This is a genomic window from Massilia sp. P1_C10 (genome assembly GCF_056406475.1).
Genome location: NZ_JBFUAC010000004.1, coordinates 363,606 through 381,036, shown reverse-complemented (window position 1 = coordinate 381,036; position 17,431 = coordinate 363,606). Strand labels below are relative to the sequence as shown.

At 65.3% G+C, this 17,431-nt stretch carries 10 protein-coding genes; 3 read left to right on the top strand and 7 right to left on the bottom strand.

The window, feature by feature from the left end:
• Positions 1-63: 63 nt before the first annotated feature.
• From AC1D02_RS11775 to AC1D02_RS11765, 3 genes are all read right to left on the bottom strand, one after another.
• The gene (locus AC1D02_RS11775; RefSeq protein WP_477316947.1) at positions 64-483 is read right to left on the bottom strand and encodes a type II toxin-antitoxin system HicB family antitoxin; all 420 of its coding nucleotides are present in this window, start codon (positions 481-483) and stop codon (positions 64-66) included.
• 103 nt (positions 484-586) lie between these two features.
• Positions 587-1,669, bottom strand: a complete 1,083-nt coding sequence (mnmH, locus tag AC1D02_RS11770) for a tRNA 2-selenouridine(34) synthase MnmH (protein WP_477316945.1) — start codon at positions 1,667-1,669, stop codon at positions 587-589.
• A complete protein-coding gene (locus tag AC1D02_RS11765) occupies positions 1,666-2,292 on the bottom strand; it encodes an arylesterase (protein ID WP_477316943.1) in 627 nt (208 codons plus the stop codon). Before AC1D02_RS11765 ends, mnmH begins: the two co-directional genes overlap by 4 nt.
• Between AC1D02_RS11765 and AC1D02_RS11760 the strand changes: the two genes are divergently transcribed.
• Positions 2,291-3,007 carry an ABC transporter ATP-binding protein gene (locus AC1D02_RS11760; RefSeq protein WP_477316941.1) on the top strand — a complete coding sequence of 239 codons (717 nt, stop codon included), beginning with the start codon at positions 2,291-2,293 and terminating at the stop codon, positions 3,005-3,007. The genes AC1D02_RS11765 and AC1D02_RS11760 overlap by 2 nt on opposite strands.
• Here AC1D02_RS11760 and AC1D02_RS11755 read toward each other — a convergent pair.
• Positions 2,979-4,496: an NAD(P)H-hydrate dehydratase gene (locus AC1D02_RS11755; protein ID WP_477316939.1), complete on the bottom strand. Its 1,518-nt coding sequence runs from the start codon at positions 4,494-4,496 to the stop codon at positions 2,979-2,981. The two genes, AC1D02_RS11760 and AC1D02_RS11755, sit on opposite strands and share 29 nt — an antisense overlap.
• A gap of 90 nt (positions 4,497-4,586) precedes the next feature.
• Here AC1D02_RS11755 and AC1D02_RS11750 point away from each other — a divergent pair, with 90 nt between their 5' ends.
• Positions 4,587-8,171: a hydantoinase B/oxoprolinase family protein gene (locus AC1D02_RS11750; RefSeq protein WP_477316937.1), complete on the top strand. Its 3,585-nt coding sequence runs from the start codon at positions 4,587-4,589 to the stop codon at positions 8,169-8,171.
• Here AC1D02_RS11750 and AC1D02_RS11745 read toward each other — a convergent pair.
• Entirely contained in the window at positions 8,164-9,792 is a 1,629-nt protein-coding gene (locus tag AC1D02_RS11745; protein ID WP_477316935.1) for a response regulator, read from the bottom strand. The genes AC1D02_RS11750 and AC1D02_RS11745 overlap by 8 nt on opposite strands.
• 229 nt (positions 9,793-10,021) lie before the next feature.
• Here AC1D02_RS11745 and purL point away from each other — a divergent pair, with 229 nt between their 5' ends.
• Complete coding sequence (gene purL / locus AC1D02_RS11740) at positions 10,022-14,065, top strand: phosphoribosylformylglycinamidine synthase (RefSeq protein ID WP_477316933.1); 4,044 nt, start codon at positions 10,022-10,024, stop codon at positions 14,063-14,065.
• A 212-nt stretch (positions 14,066-14,277) separates the two neighbouring features.
• Here the strand turns inward: purL and AC1D02_RS11735 are convergent, their stop codons facing one another.
• Together AC1D02_RS11735 and AC1D02_RS11730 are read right to left on the bottom strand one after the other, a co-directional pair.
• The gene (locus AC1D02_RS11735; RefSeq protein ID WP_477316931.1) at positions 14,278-15,297 is read right to left on the bottom strand and encodes a fumarylacetoacetate hydrolase family protein; all 1,020 of its coding nucleotides are present in this window, start codon (positions 15,295-15,297) and stop codon (positions 14,278-14,280) included.
• 177 nt (positions 15,298-15,474) lie between these two features.
• Entirely contained in the window at positions 15,475-17,313 is a 1,839-nt protein-coding gene (locus tag AC1D02_RS11730; protein WP_477316929.1) for a hypothetical protein, read from the bottom strand.
• Positions 17,314-17,431 lie beyond the last annotated feature (118 nt).

Sequence of the window (17,431 nt, the reverse complement as noted above, 5' to 3'; positions counted from 1 at the left end):
TGACGGAAGATTGTGGAATATTGAGCTAGCGGGTATCAGTTTCTAATACTTGCATAGTTCGACTCATCCAATTGAGACGGTAAGGCGTTTTCCCAAGGCTTTCGCAGCCTGTTCGACAAAATCGAGCTTGGAGGCGTGGCTAAGGTCGAAGAGTCTGTCAATCTGCGGATTGTGAACGTTAAGTCGCCTGGCAAGATCAGCCTTCTTCAACTGCTGCGCAAACATCTCGTTCCAAAGAAGGATCTTTGCTTCGGAAAGTGCCGGCAAAGTGACAACGAGTTGTTCTGGTTCGGCCGGCGAGGGAAGGGGAACCTCGAGGCGTCGTTCGAAGTAGCCCTGAAGTGCGGTCTCAAGCGCATCGAGCGCTTCTGCTTGAATTTGCGCTCTGTCTTCAGCATCCGAATTCACATTCGGAAGATCAATAAATTGAATTAGTAAACTCCCATTGGTGTCGGGTTCCACGTTAATTGGATAATTCAACATTGTTCGGTCCCTTCAATGAGTCGGTTAATGCGATGTGGCTCTTGAGGAGAGAGCATAGAAACTATCGGAACGCCGCAATATCGGTTTGCGACACGATGCATTCCTATCGTAGCTCCACACCCGCCGCATCGTGACGTGCATGAAGCGCTTTTGCGGCAGCGAGAAAATCGTCTGGGCCAATGTCGCTCAGCTCCAGCACTTCCGCCTGGGGGAAAAGAGTGAAATTGCGATCGATCGAGCGCAGGTATGCGGGATCGTAGTGGTCGACCAGCAGTTCGTCTACCAGCCGCGGCATGGCGCCGGTGTTGGCGAGCGCGTGCCACGCGTCGATCTTTTCGCGTCCGTGCAGCTTGACCAGGCAGTCGAGCTGGGTGTTGAGCAGCGTCGGGTCGGCGGTGAAATGCTGATAGTCCTCCATCAGCAGGCGCACGCGGTTAGGGCGCGACAAGGTCAGCGAGATGCATGGCGACAGGCGCATCTGCTCCATCACCGCGTCCGGCACGCGCAGGTTGCCGACCTTTTTGCTCTCGGATTCGACGAACACGGGGCGCGACGGATCGAGGCGGCGCAGTTTGTCCCAGATGAGGGTTTCGAACTTCTTTTGCGATGGCTGCGGCTGGGTCGGCAGGTGGCCGAGCACCGAACCGCGGTGCGCCGCAAGCTGTTCGAGGTCGAGCACCTGCGCGCCGATCGAGTCGAGCACTTCGAGCAGCCGGCTCTTGCCGCTGCCGGTGGTGCCGCAGATGACCTGGAACTTGAGCTGCGGCGGGTGTTCGAGGGCCGAGCTGACGTGGGCGCGATACGCCTTGTAGCCGCCATCGAGCTGGATCGCCGGCCAGCCGATCTTGGCAAGCACGTGCGCCATCGAGCCGCTGCGATTACCGCCGCGCCAGCAGTAGATCAACGGTTTCCAGTCGCGCGGCTTGTCGAGCCACAGGGTTTCGATGTGGCGGGCGATGTTGTGCGACACCATGGCGGCGCCGATCTTTTTGGCCTCGAACGAATTGACCTGCTTGTACTTCGTGCCGACTTCGATGCGCTGCTCGTCGTCCAGCACCGGGCAGTTGATCGCGCCGGGGATGTGGTCCAGCGCGTATTCCGACTCGCTGCGCACGTCGATGATGGCGTCGAACTCGTCGAGCATGGGCAGGACGTGCATGAAATTGAGGAGGGCCGGATATTTCATCGTGCTTTCAGGAGGGGGAGGAAGGTCGGCCAGATGTTGGCCAGGATCGTCGGATGCGCCTGGGCGGTCGGATGCAGGCGGTCGGACTGGAACAGCGCCGGCTTCTCGGCCACGCCTTCAAGCATGAACGGCACCAGCGCCGCCTTCTGCTGCCTGGCGACGGTCTTGTACATGGTGAAAAAACGCTCGGTGTAATCGCGGCCGTAGTTGGGCGGCATGCGCATCCCGACCAGCATCACCTTGGCGTTGTTCTTGCGCGCCAGGTCGATCATCGCCCGGATGTTCGCTTCGGCGGCCGCCACCGGCAGGCCGCGCAGGCCGTCGTTGGCGCCCAGCTCAATCACGACGATGGCGGGGTGATGCTGCGCCAGCAGCGCCGGCAGCCGGCTGCGGCCGCCGCTGGTGGTCTCGCCGCTGATGCTGGCGTTGACGATGGCCGCGTCGATCTTCTCGGCCTTGAGCTTCTGCTCGAGCAGCGCAACCCAGCCGCTGCCGCGCGACAGGCCGTATTCGGCCGACAGGCTGTCGCCGAGCACGAGCACCGTTTTTGGTGCAGAATGGGCAAGCGCCGCGGCCAGCATCAGTACTGCGCCGAGCATCCATCGAGTGAGAAAAGCAAGCATGCGTGACATCCCAGAAGCATCCAATAAAGTGGCCGGCGAACCGGCCAAGGCGCCGGCGGCGATCGAAGTGCGCCAACTGTCCAAGCGGGTGGCCGACGCCAGCGGCGAGCTCACCATCCTGCACAGCGTGGATTTTACAGTGCAACCGGCCGAAACGCTTGCCATCGTCGGCGCCTCGGGCTCCGGCAAGTCGACCCTGCTGGGATTGCTGGCGGGGCTGGACAGCCCGTCGAGCGGCACCGTGATCCTGGACGGCGTCGATATCTTCGCGCTCGACGAAGACGGCCGCGCCAGGCTGCGCATGGACAAGCTGGGCTTCGTGTTCCAGTCGTTCCAGCTGCTGGCGCACCTGAACGCGCTGGAAAACGTGATGCTGCCGCTGGAACTGCGCGGCGAGGCCGATGCGCGCGCCAAGGCGACCGCGATGCTGGGCCGCGTCGGCCTGTCGAGCCGCCTGAAGCACTATCCGAAGTTTTTGTCCGGCGGCGAGCAGCAGCGCGTGGCGCTGGCGCGCGCCTTCGTCACCGAACCACCGCTGCTGTTCGCCGACGAGCCGACCGGCAGCCTCGATGCCGCCACCGGGGAAGCGGTGATCCAGCTGATGTTCGAACTCAATCGCGAGCGCGGCTCGACCCTGGTGCTGGTCACGCACGATCCGTCGATTGCGGCGCGCTGCGGGCGCACCATCACGATTGCGGCCGGCCGCCTGGTCTGACCGCCTGCGCCACCAGTTCGTTCAGCTCGGCGCGGGCCGCCGCCGGCAATTCGCCGGCGCATAGGCCGATCGGGCCGACGTTCAGCTTCATCAATCGATCGGCGGCCGCACCGTGCAGCCAGACCGCGCCCACCGCCGCTTCGCGCGCCGGCCAGCCCTGCGCCAGCAAGCCGCCGCAGATTCCCGCCAGGATGTCGCCGGTACCGGCCGTCGCCAGGCCGGGATTGCCGGTCGGGTTGATGACCAGCGAGCCGCCGGGTGATGCAATCACGCTGCCCGATCCTTTGACCACTACAACCGACTTGAAACGGCTGGCCAGCTTGCGCGCGGCAGCCGGACGGTCGTGCTGAACCTCGGCCGCGGTGATGCCGAGCAGGCGCGCGGCTTCGAGCGGATGCGGGGTCATGATGGTTGGCGCCGTGCGGGCCGTCAGCCGGCCTTCCAGGTCGACGCTTTCGGAGACCAGGTTGAGCGCATCGGCGTCGAGCACCAGCGCGGCGTCGCCGCCAAGCGCCGCGGCCAGCAGCGCGATCGCCTGCGCCGAGTCGCCCATGCCGGGGCCGATCACCAAGGTGCCCGCGTCCAGCGGATACGAGGCGGCGTCGCGGAACATGATTTCGGGCTGGACGCTGTCGAAGGCCGGGCCGGCGTGCAGCGCGGCGACCAGGGTGCGGCCGGCGCCGACGAACAGCGCGCCGCGCGCGGCCAGCATCGCGGCGCCGGCCATGCCATGCGCGCCGCCGACAATGGCGACGTCGCCGTAGCTGCCCTTGTGCGAATTGTGCCGGCGCGGCTTCAACTGCGCGGCGAACAGCGCCGGCTGGCTCAACTCCGCATCCGTACCGATCATGTGCTGCGCCTCGATGCCGAGGCCTTCGACCTGGACCTCGCCGGTGTAGTCGCGCGCGTCGCCGGTGTGCAGGCCGGGCTTGTCGCCGATGAAGGTCAGCGTGCGGCTGGCGCGGATAGCCGCACCGTCAGCGCCGACGACGGCGCCAGTGTCGGCATCGAGCCCGCTCGGCACGTCCAGCGACAGCACCTGCCAACCTTTTTCGTTGAGCGCTTCGACCAGGTCGCGCGCGCGGCCGTCCAGCGCTCGCCCGAGGCCGATGCCGAACAGGCCGTCCACAACCAGGCCCGGTTCGCGCTCAGGGAGTTCGTCGACGAAGCGCGCCTGGCTGGCCATGGCGCGTTCCAGCGCCGTCGCGGTTTCGGCCGACACGTGCTGCCCCGAAGGCAGGTGGAGCACCGATACTTCGACGCCGGCGTTCGTGTGCGCCAGGTTCGCCGCCGCTTCCAGTGCGTCGCCGCCATTGTTGCCGGGACCGGCCAGCAGCAGCACCGAACGGTTGTATTGGCCGGCCAGCAGCGCGAGCGCCACCTTGGCCGCGGCGTGGCCGGCCCGCTGCATCAACGCGCCCGGTTCGAGCGCCGCCGCTGCGGATTGTTCGATCGCGCGAAGCTGCGCCACGGTGTACAAGGGTTTCATTCGAGTCCTGGATAAGCGTTATGTATAGTGCATTTTCGCTAATTTTTGGTTTTTGGCGAATACAATAGGCGAAACGCAAAAGGAGCAGGGATGGACTGGCAGTTCTGGATAGACCGCGGCGGCACGTTTACCGACATCGTCGGGCGCCGGCCCGATGGAAAACTGGTCACGCACAAGCTGCTGTCCGAAGATCCGGCGCGCTACCGCGACGCCGCCGTCGCCGGCATTCGCCACCTGCTCGCCGCCGAACCGCACGCGCGCATCGAGGCCGTCAAGATGGGCACCACGGTCGCCACCAACGCGCTGTTGGAGCGCAAAGGCGAGCCTGCCGCGCTGGCGATCACGCGCGGCTTTCGGGATGCGCTGCGCATCGCCTACCAGAACCGTCCGCGCCTGTTCGACCGCCACATCGTGCTGCCCGAACTGCTGTATCGCGAGGTGGTGGAGATCGACGAGCGCATTGGCGCGCACGGCGACGTGCTGCGTCCGATCGACGAAGCGGCAACCCGCGCGGCGCTGCAGGCGGTCTACGACACGGGCCTGCGCTCGCTGGCGATCGTGTTCATGCACGGCTATCGCTTCACGCAGCACGAAGCGGCGGCCGAGCGCATCGCGCGCGAAATCGGCTTCACGCAGGTGTCGGTATCGCACCAGGTCAGCCCGATGATGAAGCTGGTGGCGCGCGGCGACACCACCGTCGTCGACGCCTACCTGTCGCCGATCCTCGGTCGCTACGTCGACCAGGTGGCGTCGCAGATGCCGGGCGTGAACCTGCAGTTCATGCAATCGAACGGCGGGCTGACCGACGCGCGCGCCTTCCACGGCAAGGACAGCATCCTGTCCGGTCCCGCGGGGGGCATCGTCGGCATGGTGCGCGCGAGCCAGCTGGCGGGCTTCGACCGCGTGATCGGCTTCGACATGGGCGGCACCTCTACCGACGTGTCGCACTTTTCGGGCGAGTTCGAACGGGTGTTCGAAACCCAGGTCGCGGGCGTTCGCATGCGCGCGCCGATGATGAGCATTCACACCGTGGCGGCAGGCGGCGGCTCGATCCTGCATTTCGACGGCAGCCGCTATCGGGTCGGGCCGGACAGCGCCGGCGCCAATCCGGGACCGGCCAGCTACCGGCGCGGCGGGCCGCTCGCGGTCACCGACTGCAACGTCATGCTGGGCAAAATCCAGCCGGCGTATTTCCCCCGCCTGTTCGGCGACGACGGCGCGCAAGCCCTTGATTATGATACGGTTTTTGAGCAATTCAGCGAAATTGCGTATCGGATCGGCGAGGCGACCGGCAGCACGCCGGCGCCTGAACAGGTTGCGGAAGGCTTCATCCGCATCGCGGTCGGGAACATGGCCAACGCGATCAAGCAGATCTCCGTGCAGCGCGGCCACGACGTCACTGAATACGCGCTGACCAGCTTCGGCGGCGCCGGCGGGCAGCACGCCTGCCTGGTGGCCGACGCGCTGGGGATGAAGACAGTATTCGTCCATTCGCTGGCCGGCGTGCTGTCCGCCTACGGCATGGGACTGGCCGACCAGACCGCGATGCGCGAATCGGCGGTGGAGCTGCGGCTCGACGCCGCGGGCGACCTGGCGCAGCGGCTGGACGCGTTGGGCGACGCCGTGCGCAAGGAGCTGTTGGCCCAGCGAGTGGCGGCCGATCGCATCACGATCGTCAGGCGCGTGCACTTGCGTTACGAAGGCACCGACTCGGCCATCATCGTGCTGTTCGGGGAGGCGGCGGACATGAAGCGCCAGTTCGAAACCGCTTACAAGAAGAGATTCTCGTTCCTGATGCCTGCAAAGGCGCTGGTCGTTGAGGCAGTGTCGGTCGAGGCGATCGGCGCATCCGGCGCGCCGACGGAAGAAGAGGTGATCGAAACGGCGCGCATGGAGCGGCTGGCGCCGCGCGAGATGGTGCGCACGTTTGGCGACGACGCGTGGCGTGAAACGGGCCTGTACGTGCGCGCCGACCTGCGCGCCGGCGACGCCATCGACGGACCTGCGATCATCGCCGAGGACAACGCGACCACGGTGGTCGAGCGGGGCTGGCAGGCGCGCGTGACGCCCCACGGCCACATCGTGATGACGCGGGTCGAGGCGCTGCCGGAGCGGCGCGCGATCGGCACCAGCGCCGATCCGGTCATGCTCGAAATCTTCAACAACCTGTTCATGTCGATCGCCGAGCAGATGGGGCTGCGGCTGCAGAACACCGCGTACTCGGTCAATATCAAGGAGCGGCTCGATTTCAGCTGCGCGATTTTCGACGGCGACGGCAACCTGATCGCCAATGCGCCGCACATGCCGGTTCATCTGGGCTCGATGGGCGAGAGCATCAAGACGGTCATGCAGCGCAATGCGGGCGCGATGCGCGACGGCGACGTCTTCATGCTCAACGACCCGTACCATGGCGGCACGCACCTGCCCGACGTGACGGTGATATCCCCGGTGTTCGACGAGGCCGGCGAGCGCATCCTGTTCTACGTCGGTTCGCGCGGCCACCACGCCGACATCGGCGGCACCACGCCCGGTTCGATGCCTCCTGACTCGCGCACGATCGAGGAAGAGGGCGTCCTGATCGACAATTTTAAGCTGGTCGACGGCGCCACCGGCCTGATTCGCGACGCCGAGACGCGCGCGCTGCTGGCCGGCGCGCGCTACCCGGCGCGCAATCCGGACCAGAACATGGCGGACCTGCGCGCGCAGGTGGCGGCGAACCAGAAGGGCGTCGACGAACTGCGCAAGATGGTGGCCCACTTCGGCCTCGACGTGGTGCGCGCTTACATGGGCCACGTGCAGGACAACGCCGAAGAAGCGGTGCGGCGCGTGATCGCGGCGCTGCACGACGGCCACTACTGCCTTGAACTCGACAACGGCGCGCGTATCCAGGTGGCGATCCGGGTCGACGCCGAGGCGCGCAGCGCGCAGATCGATTTCACCGGCACCTCCGCTCAAGTGGACAACAATTTCAACGCGCCGTCGGCGGTGTGCATGGCGGCGGTGCTGTACGTGTTCCGCACGCTGGTGGACGACGAGATTCCGCTCAACGCCGGCTGCCTCAAACCGCTGCACGTCATCATTCCGGAAGGCTCGATGCTTAATCCGCGTTATCCGGCGTCGGTCGTGTCGGGCAATGTGGAGACATCGACCTGCATCACCAACGCCCTGTACGGCGCGCTGGGCGCCATGGCGGCGGCGCAGGGCACGATGAACAATTTCACGTTCGGGAATGCGCGCTACCAGTACTACGAGACCATCTCGGGCGGCTCGGGCGCGGGCGAAGGCTTCGACGGCACCGACGCGGTGCAGACCAACATGACCAATTCGCGGCTGACCGATCCGGAGATTCTCGAGTTTCGCTTTCCGGTGCGGCTGGAGAGCTATGAGATCCGGCACGGGTCGGGCGGCGCGGGGCGCTGGCACGGCGGGAATGGCGGCGTGCGCAAGGTGCGCTTCCTGGAGCCGATGACGGCGGCGATATTGTCGAACAACCGGATTTATCCGCCGTTCGGGATGGCGGGCGGCGCGCCTGGCGCGGTGGGGAAGAACTGGGTTCAGCGCGCCGACGGCAGCGTGGAGCAGCTTGGCCACATCGGGAAAGTCGACATGGCCGCCGGAGATATGTTCGTTGTCGAAACGCCGGGCGGTGGAGGCTGGGGTGTGAAGGTCAGGTAGAAATGCCGTACTTGCGCTTGGCCGCAAGATAGCCTTCGTTCAGCGGCGCCAGCTCCGCGTGCGCCGCATCGAGCTTGCGGATCGTGTCGATCACGCCCGCGTACTGCTCGGCCAGCGGATGATCCCAGCCCATCTGGTCGATCTGTCGCAGGATGCCCCGCGCCAGCGAAATCATCACCGGCAGGTTCCCCGGCGACATATGGCGCGCTTCCAGCAGCGACTGCACGGCGCCCTTGTAATCGCCGGCGTCCGCTTTCTGGGCCGCGAGATCGAGCAGCGCCCGAGCCTTGGCCTTGAGCTGCGAGCCGATGCCCTCGGCCAGGTCGGGGCGCCCGGCCTTGACGAACACTCCCATCGCCTGCTGCATCGACACGCCGCTGCGGACATCGTTCATCACGGCCAGCATGACTTCGGACGCTTCCTGGTCCAGGCGCGCGGTCAGGCAGCTGCGCACCAGGCCGATTTTCAGTTTGCTCGACACCGCGGTGCTGGTGCGCACACCCTGTACCGCGGTGGCCAGTTCGCCGGCCGCCGCCGCGGCATTGCCCGACGATTCGAGCAGCATCGCGTTGGAAATCGCCTTGCAGATGTCGGTGGCCGGGTTGCCGCGCAAGGACTTCTCCAGGTCGCGGATCACGCCGCCAGCCTGCGTCAGGTCGCCTGTGCGAATCAGCGCGCGGATCAGGTTGACGTGGTCCTCCGGATCGCGGAATTCCGAATACTTCGCCTTGGCGACGACCTGGCGGAACGAGCGCTCGGCCGCCGCCATGTCGCCGGCGTCGAGCGCCACTTCGCCCAGCTTGCGCAGGCGCCGCACGATGTGCGGCGAAATTGCAACCGCGTCTTCCAGCACGCTCTGGGCGCGGTCCGGCGCGCCGCTGGTTTCGTGGCAGCGCGCCAGAAGGTCGTAGGCGGCCATCAGCTTCGGATTCGCAGCCACCAGCTTGGTCAGCACCGATTCGGCTTCCGCATGACGCTCCTGCGCGAACAGCGTGCGCGCCAGGCCCAGCGCGGCCCAGCCGACGGCTTTCGCCTCCATCACGCCGCAATACAGGGTTTCGGCCTCGTGCAGTTCATTCAGGCGCACGTGCAGCTCGGCGCGCAGGCGGGTGAAGTCGGCCGCGTAGCGCGGATGGGCCGCTTCGCCGGACGCGCACAGGCGCACCGCCTCGCGCAGGTTGCCCTGGCCGATCTGCTGGTAGGCGGGCAGGAAGGCGGCGCGGCGCTCGATCGCTCGGGTGATGCGACCGGCCAGCACGTCGACCGTGAAGGGCTTGAGAATGTAATCGGTCGGGGTCAGTTCGGCCGCGCTGACCACCTTGCTGTAGACGCCTTCCGACGTGATCATGATGAAAATGGTGAGCAGGCCAATCAGCTTGTGATGGCGCAGGTCTTCGAGCAGCTGCTGGCCGTCCTGGCCGTCGCCGGCGCCGCTGCCCAAGTCGTATTCGCACAGGATGATGTCGAAACTGCGCGTGGACAGCAGTTTGATCGCCGTGCCGGAACTGACCGCGAACTCGATCTTGCTGATCCCGGACTGGGTCAGCATGTTCTTCAGGTTCCCGCGCATGCCGGGGTTCGGATCGACCACGAGGACGGACAGATTGCTGTTGGATGACATCGGCTCGGCTTTGTTGGGTTGTCTCGTCGCTTTCCTTATATTAACGGCGGCTACCGGAAAGTCTTGATACTGGACAATACGCTATTGTCGATATGGAAAGCAATAGGGGAGCAAGCATGCTTCGCCATAGGGAGCGGTATAATAGCGGGCTAAGGAAAAACGCCTACTCGTCATCAGTGCCACTTCGACCCTTAACCCGCAGCCACGCTGCATCAACCAAAGTCCAACCATGTTGATTCTGCCGGGTTCCAATGCCCTTTCCGCATTTCGTAGCCAACGCCTCCTGAGCCAGCTCCAAGCGGCCGCCCCCCACATTGCCGCCGTCCAGGCGCGCTTCGTCCACTTCATCGACTCCCCCGCGCCGCTCTCGAGCGAGGACACCGGCCGCCTCGAAGCGATGCTGACGTACGGCGAACCGGCGCACGCGAACCAGGCGAGCGGCGCGACCGAGGCGTTCTTCGTGATCCCGCGTTTCGGCACGATCTCGCCGTGGGCGTCGAAGGCCACCGACATCGCGCACAACTGCGGCATGGCGCACATCCACCGCATCGAGCGCGGCGTGGCCTACACGCTGGAGTTGAAGGGCGGCCTGCTGGGCACCGGCATCGGCGCACCGAAGAAGCTGAGCGACGACGAACTGGCGGCCGTGGCCGGCCTGCTGCACGACCGCATGACCGAGTCGGTGCTGCGCAGCGCCGACGACGCGGCGGGCCTGTTCCGCGAGCTCGAAGCGAAGCCGCTGGAATCGATCGACCTGCTGGGCGAGGGCAGGGGCGCGCTGGAGCAGGCCAATACCGACCTTGGCCTGGCGCTGTCGGAAGACGAGATCGACTACCTGGTGGACGCCTTCACGCGCGAGCGCCGCAACCCGACCGACGTCGAACTGATGATGTTCGCGCAGGCGAACAGCGAGCATTGCCGCCACAAGATCTTCAACGCCGACTGGACCATCGACGGCGAGGCGCAGGACAAGTCGCTGTTCCAGATGATCAAGAATACGCACCAGCTCGCGCCGAAGGGCACGATCGTCGCGTACAGCGACAACTCGTCGATCATCGAAGGCGCCGCCGTCACGCGTTTCTACCCGCGCGGCGAGAACCATGAATACTCGGCCGCGACCGAACTGACGCACACCTTGATGAAGGTCGAGACGCACAACCACCCGACCGCGATTTCGCCGTTCCAGGGCGCCTCGACCGGCGCCGGCGGCGAAATCCGCGACGAAGGCGCGACCGGGCGCGGCGCCAAACCGAAGGCCGGCCTGACCGGTTTCACCGTATCGAACCTGATGATTCCCGGCGCCGTGCGCCCATGGGAAAACGCCGCCAGCGTCAACGCGCCGTTTGCCCAGCGCGCGCCGGGCGCCGTGTACGGCAAGCCTGAGCGCATCGCCTCGCCGCTGCAGATCATGATCGACGGCCCGCTGGGCGGCGCCGCGTTCTCGAACGAATTCGGCCGCCCTGTCCTGGGCGGCTACTTCCGCACCTACGAACAGAACGTCGGGCGCCTGTCGGCCGGCGCGACGGACACCGTGTACGGCTACCACAAGCCGATCATGATCGCCGGCGGCATCGGCGCCATCGCCGACCAGCACACCTTCAAGAACGACATCCCGGTGGGCAGCCTGCTGATCCAGCTGGGCGGCCCGGGCATGCGCATCGGCATGGGCGGCAGCGCCGCGTCGTCGATGGCGACCGGCGCCAACACCGCGGACCTGGACTTCGACTCGGTCCAGCGCGGCAATCCCGAAATGGAGCGGCGCGCGCAGGAAGTGATCAATGCGTGCTGGCAGATGGGCGCGGACAATCCGATCATCTCGATCCACGACGTGGGCGCCGGCGGCCTGTCTAACGCCTTCCCCGAAATCACCAACGACGCCAAGCGCGGCGCGATCTTCGACCTGCGCAAGGTGCCTCTGGAAGAAAGCGGCATGGCGCCGAAAGAAATCTGGTGCAACGAGTCGCAGGAACGCTACGTGCTGGCGATCGCGCCGCAAAGCCTGCCGCTGTTCGCCGCCCTGTGCGAGCGCGAGCGCTGCCTGTTCTCCGCCGTCGGCGTGGCGACCGAAGAACGCCAGCTCAAGGTGGTCGACGGCCTGAACGGCAACAATCCGGTCGACATGCCGATGGACGTCCTGCTCGGCAAACCGCCGAAGATGCAGCGCGACGTGCATCACGTGACCAACGACTTCGCGCCAATCGACCTGACCGGCCTCGATCTGGCCGACGTGGCGCGCAAGGTGCTGCTGCTGCCGACCGTCGGCGACAAATCCTTCCTGATCACGATCGGCGACCGCAGCGTGGGCGGCATGACCGCGCGCGACCAGATGGTCGGTCCGTGGCAGGTGCCGGTGGCCGATTGCGCCGTCACCGCGATGAGCTTCGACGGCTACCTGGGCGAAGCGATGGCGATGGGCGAGCGCACGCCGCTGGCCGTGATCGACGCCGCCGCTTCGGGCCGCATGGCCGTGGGCGAGGCGATCACCAACATCGCCGCGGCGCCAATCAAGCAAATCGGCGACATCAAGCTGTCGGCCAACTGGATGGCGGCTTGCGGCCAGCCTGGCCAGGACGCGGCGCTGTTCGACACCGTCAAGGCGGTCGGCATGGAGCTGTGTCCGGCGCTGGGGATCAGCATCCCGGTTGGCAAGGATTCGCTGTCGATGCGTACCACCTGGACCGATGGCGACGCGGCCAAGGCCGTGGTGTCGCCGGTGTCGCTGATCGTCTCGTCGTTCGCGCCGGTCACCGATATCCGCCGCACGCTGACGCCGCAAATCCGCATGGACGCCGGCGAGACGGCGCTGATCCTGGTCGACCTGGGACGCGGAAAGAACCGCATGGGCGCCTCGGCGATGGCGCAGGTGACGCAGCAGCTTGGCAACGACACGCCGGACGTCGACAGCGCGGACGACCTGAAGGGCTTCTTCAACGCTGTGCAGCAGCTCAATAGCGACGGCAAGCTGCTTGCCTACCACGACCGTTCGGACGGCGGCCTGTATGCGGCGTTGTGCGAGATGGCGTTCGCCGGCCGCTGCGGCCTGTCGATCAACCTCGACATCCTGGCGATGGAAGGCGAGCACGCGGCGGACTGGGGCGATGCCAAGAACTGGGCGGGCCAGGTCTCCGAACGCCGCAACGAATTGACGCTGCGCGCGCTGTTCGCGGAAGAACTGGGCGCGGTGCTCCAGGTGCGCGCCGACGACAAGTCGGCCGTGATGAACGTGCTGCGCCAATATCAGCTGGGCGCCTGCAGCCACATTATCGGCAAGCCGAACGACCGCGGGGTTATCGAATTCACGCGCGACGCCAAGACCGTCTACAGCGAACAGCGCAGCGCCTTGCACCGCCTTTGGAGCGAAACCAGCTGGCGCATCGCGCGCCTGCGCGACAACCCGGCGTGCGCGGACTCGGAATACGACCGCCTGCTGGACGAAAAGGATCCCGGCATCTCGCCTGTGCTGACCTTCGACCCGAGCGTGAACGTGGCGGCGCCATTCATCGGCGGAGCGCGTCCGCGCGTGGCGATCCTGCGCGAGCAGGGCGTCAACTCGCACATCGAGACGGCGTACGTGATGCACCAGGCGGGCTTCGCGGCGGTCGACGTGCACATGAGCGACCTGATTGCGGGCCGCGTCAAGCTGGACGACTTCCAGGGCGTGATCGCGGTGGGCGGCTTCTCGTACGGCGACGTGCTGGGCGCCGGCGAAGGCTGGGCCAAGACGATCCTGTTCAACAATCTGCTGGCCGACCAGTTCGCGCGCTTCTTCAACCGGACCGACACGTTTGGCCTGGGCGTGTGCAATGGCTGCCAGATGATGAGCAACCTGAAATCGATCATCCCTGGCGCGCATGCGTGGCCGAAGTTCACGCGCAACAAGTCGGAGCAGTTCGAGGCGCGCTTCGGCATGGTCGAAGTGCTCGAGTCCCCGTCGATCTTCTTCAGCGGGATGGCCGGCACCAGGACCGCGATCGCCATCGCGCACGGCGAAGGCTACGCGGACTTCTCGCAGACCGGCGACGCCGATGCGGTGATCCGCGCGCTGCGCTATGTCGACAACCGCGGCGAAGCGACCGAAGTGTATCCGTTCAACCCGAACGGCTCGCCGCAGGGGCTGACCGCGGTGACGACGGCCGATGGGCGCTTCAGCGTCATGATGCCGCACGCAGAGCGCGTGTTCCGGTCGGCGCAGCAGTCGTGGCATCCGACGTCGTGGGGCGAGGATTCGCCGTGGATGCGCATGTTCCGCAACGCCCGCAAGTTCGTCGGCTAAACTGAACAGACGGTGATGGTGTCTGGTCCCGCGGACCTGACACTTCTGGACGCTACCGCAAACGCCCTCGCGCGGCAGATCGACAGCCGTTGGGCACTTTCTACGCGACGCGCAGATTGAAGAGCGCCAGGGCTATTCTGAGGGTGGGAACAGGTCCGCAGGACCAGTCCCCCGCCATGATCGCCCGTCGTTCCTCGCAGGAACGAAGGGCGTTAGCCTTCGGCGCGGATGGTATTGCGGATGATGCCCACGCCGGTGATCTCGGTCTCCATCACGTCGCCCGCCTTCAGGAATTCCGGCGGCTTGCGCGCGAAGCCCACGCCCGAGGGCGTACCGGTGGCGATGATGTCGCCCGGCTCCAGCGTCAGCCCGCGCGACAGCTCGGCGATGATGCGCGGGATCTTGAAGTACATCTGCTTGTAGCTGGCGTTCTGCTTTTCGACGCCGTTGACGCGGCAGATCACCCGCACGTCGTCCAGGCTCACGCCCGCCGCACTCACAATCCACGGCCCCATCGGCCCGTGCCCGTCCAGGCTCTTCCCCTTGAACCACTGGCCGCCGTGCCGCTTCTGCTGCACTTCGCGCACGGTGGTGTCGTTGTACGCCGAATAGCCGAACACGTAATCCATCGCGCGCTCTTCCGATATATTTCGGCCGCGCTGGCCGATGATCACCGCCAGCTCGGCCTCCCAGTCGGTGCTGTTCGAGTTCGTCAGATCCTGCGGAATGGTGTCGAACGGCCCGTTCATCGTGTGCGTGCCCTTGGTGAAGAACACCGGATGATCCGGCAGCTTGTCGACCACCTTGTCGGCGCGGGCGGCCTTGCCTTCCTCGAAGTGGTCCTGGTAGTTCCAGCCGACGCAATAGATGTTGCGATCCGGGCGCGGAATAGGGGAGGTGAACTGGGCGCCTTCGACCGGCAGCATCGGCGACTTGCGCGCGACGGCCCGCTCGGCCAGCACCCGTACCTGTTCGAAGCCGGCATTGCCGGCCTTGATCAGCGCCAGCATCGAGCTGGCGTCGAAGCCCAGCGACACCTTCTGGCGCTTGGCCTCGGCCTGCAGGTCGATCATCTTGCCATCGTCGCGGACCAGCACCAGCGTCGGCATGGCCCCGTGCGTGACGATGCAGCTCGCCAGCCGCATGCCGACCTTGCCCGACAGCGGCGGCACCGCGATCGATTGCGCGCTTCCGGCCTGCGCCGCGGCGCTCCCGCCCGCACCCAGCAGCATTCCGCCTACCGCGGCAGAGGCCCCGGCCCTCAGTACATTGCGACGATTCGAATCCAATTGCGTCTCCCCGATGTTGACCGACTGATACGATTGATTGAATTTCTATTGTATGCCGGAAAAATCGGCGCGAAAACGAAAGCAACCGACCGAAGCGCTTTTCGTTGCAGAACCGCGTCTTTACTGCACGCGCATCGACGTAGCACTCAGCGCAAGGCGGATCGATTCGACTTCGCGCATCGCCGAGCCGAGCCGGTCCTCCGTGGTGGCGGCGCGGCGGACCATGTCGTTGTGTTCGGCTTCGAGCTGCTGCACGCGCAGAGCGAACAGGTCGAGGCCGACCTGGGAAACGGCGAATGCCAGCGAGTCGACTTCGTCGGGACGGTACAGATTGCCGTTGGGTTTTGCTCCCACGATTGCGATGCCGTACAGGTTTGCGCCGTGCATCATCGGCAGCGCCAGCTCGCCGGGCGAATCGGACGAAGTGGCGCGCAGCTCGGCGGGCCCGCGGCGGGTGCGCAAGGTGACGGCCATGTCGTCGTCGTTGCCGATCCGAGCAGCCGCGCCTGGCAGATTGCCACGGACCAGGTCAAATCCGGCTTGCGCGCCGGCGTTCGCGCGGTACAGCGCATGGCCGGCATGGCCTGTGAATCGGTCGAGCTCATCGCCCAGCGCCGCGAGCAGGTGCTCCGATGAGGTGTAATGGCTGGCCTTGTGCACGAAACTGTCGAGCGCCGCGGCGTTCGCGTGCCAGCTGTGAAACAGCAGCTTTTCCACCACATGGTCGACACGATGGTGCAGGCGGTTGAAGGCGAAAAACAGGCCGAACGCGATCGCGCCACTTAGCAGTGCATTGTTTTCCGCACTGTCGAAATGGAGAAACTGATGGGCAAACCGTTCGGTAAGGAAAAACACCAGAATCAGCATCGCGCTGGATGCGCTGAACACCAGGGTACGGTTGATCGCGAATCCAATGTCGAACAGACGGTAACGCAGCATCGCATAACCGAGCAGCGAATATCCCAGCAACTGCGTTCCGTCGAGGACGTTGGAGCCGGCAAGGCCCGGAACGAGCGCCCGCAATGAGGGATTACTGTAAATGGCGAAGGTGGCAAAGATCATTCCCATGCAGACCCCTACCCAGGTAAGCCGCTGGCGTTCGGCGCCGGCTGATCGGCGCCACGCAACAGCGAGTGCGAGGATAGCCGCCAGCACGCAGATCTGGACCAGCAGGCTGCGCGACGCCGACAACATCATCGGAGCAATCGGAACCCACGTCGTTCCGCTGTAACTCTGGACGATTTGCAGCACGGTTTCGATCGCGAACACAATCACCAGCACGAAGCAGGCGCGCCGTACTCCCCGATACCGCAGAAGAGGAGCGTGCGCCGGAAACTGCAGGGCAAAGAATACAAAAGCGCAATAGCCGATCCATGCACCTAACGGTACCAAAAAGGAACTTACGACTTCATTCACCACTCCGCCAGGCAGATTAGTGCGCAAGAACGCCAGCGTCGGGATAAGCAGCACCAGCGACAAAATACGCATGGCGCGGTCATTGGCCCCGCGCATGCCGACCATCACGCCGAGCACCAGGCAAATCAACGTCATGAGTCCATTAATCAGGAAGTTGATCCAGATTTGCGTCGCCGCCGCCGATGGCGGTACAGCGACCGCACGGACTAGCACTTGGCGAGACTGTTCGCCGCGATACAGGTTCAAGGGCACTGACTCGTCTGTTCCGAGCGACCGATAGGCATCGCTTCTGTGCGCGAATTCGAAACTGTCTCCTACCTGCGCCCCGATTGTCCGCAAAGGCGAATCCGGGGCCAGGGCCACGATCGGCCGCCGAAGATGATGATCGGGTGCGCCCTTGCTGATTCCCAATGTACCCGCAAGATGCTCGGCGCTGGAACGCTGCCAGTTCAGCAGGCCGCATGCGGCGCCGATCGCCAGCGCCATCGCGAACGATAACAAACCAATTTTCCAAGCTGAGCCGGCGGGCCAATGTTGGTTCACGCAGTTCCCCTAGTGAAGCTGATCTGGCCGCCGTCCGGCGGTCGATAGATGATTATCTGGTCGCTATTGTATGCCGGAAAAAGAAGCAAAAAAAAGCGCCTCAAAAATGAAGCGCCTT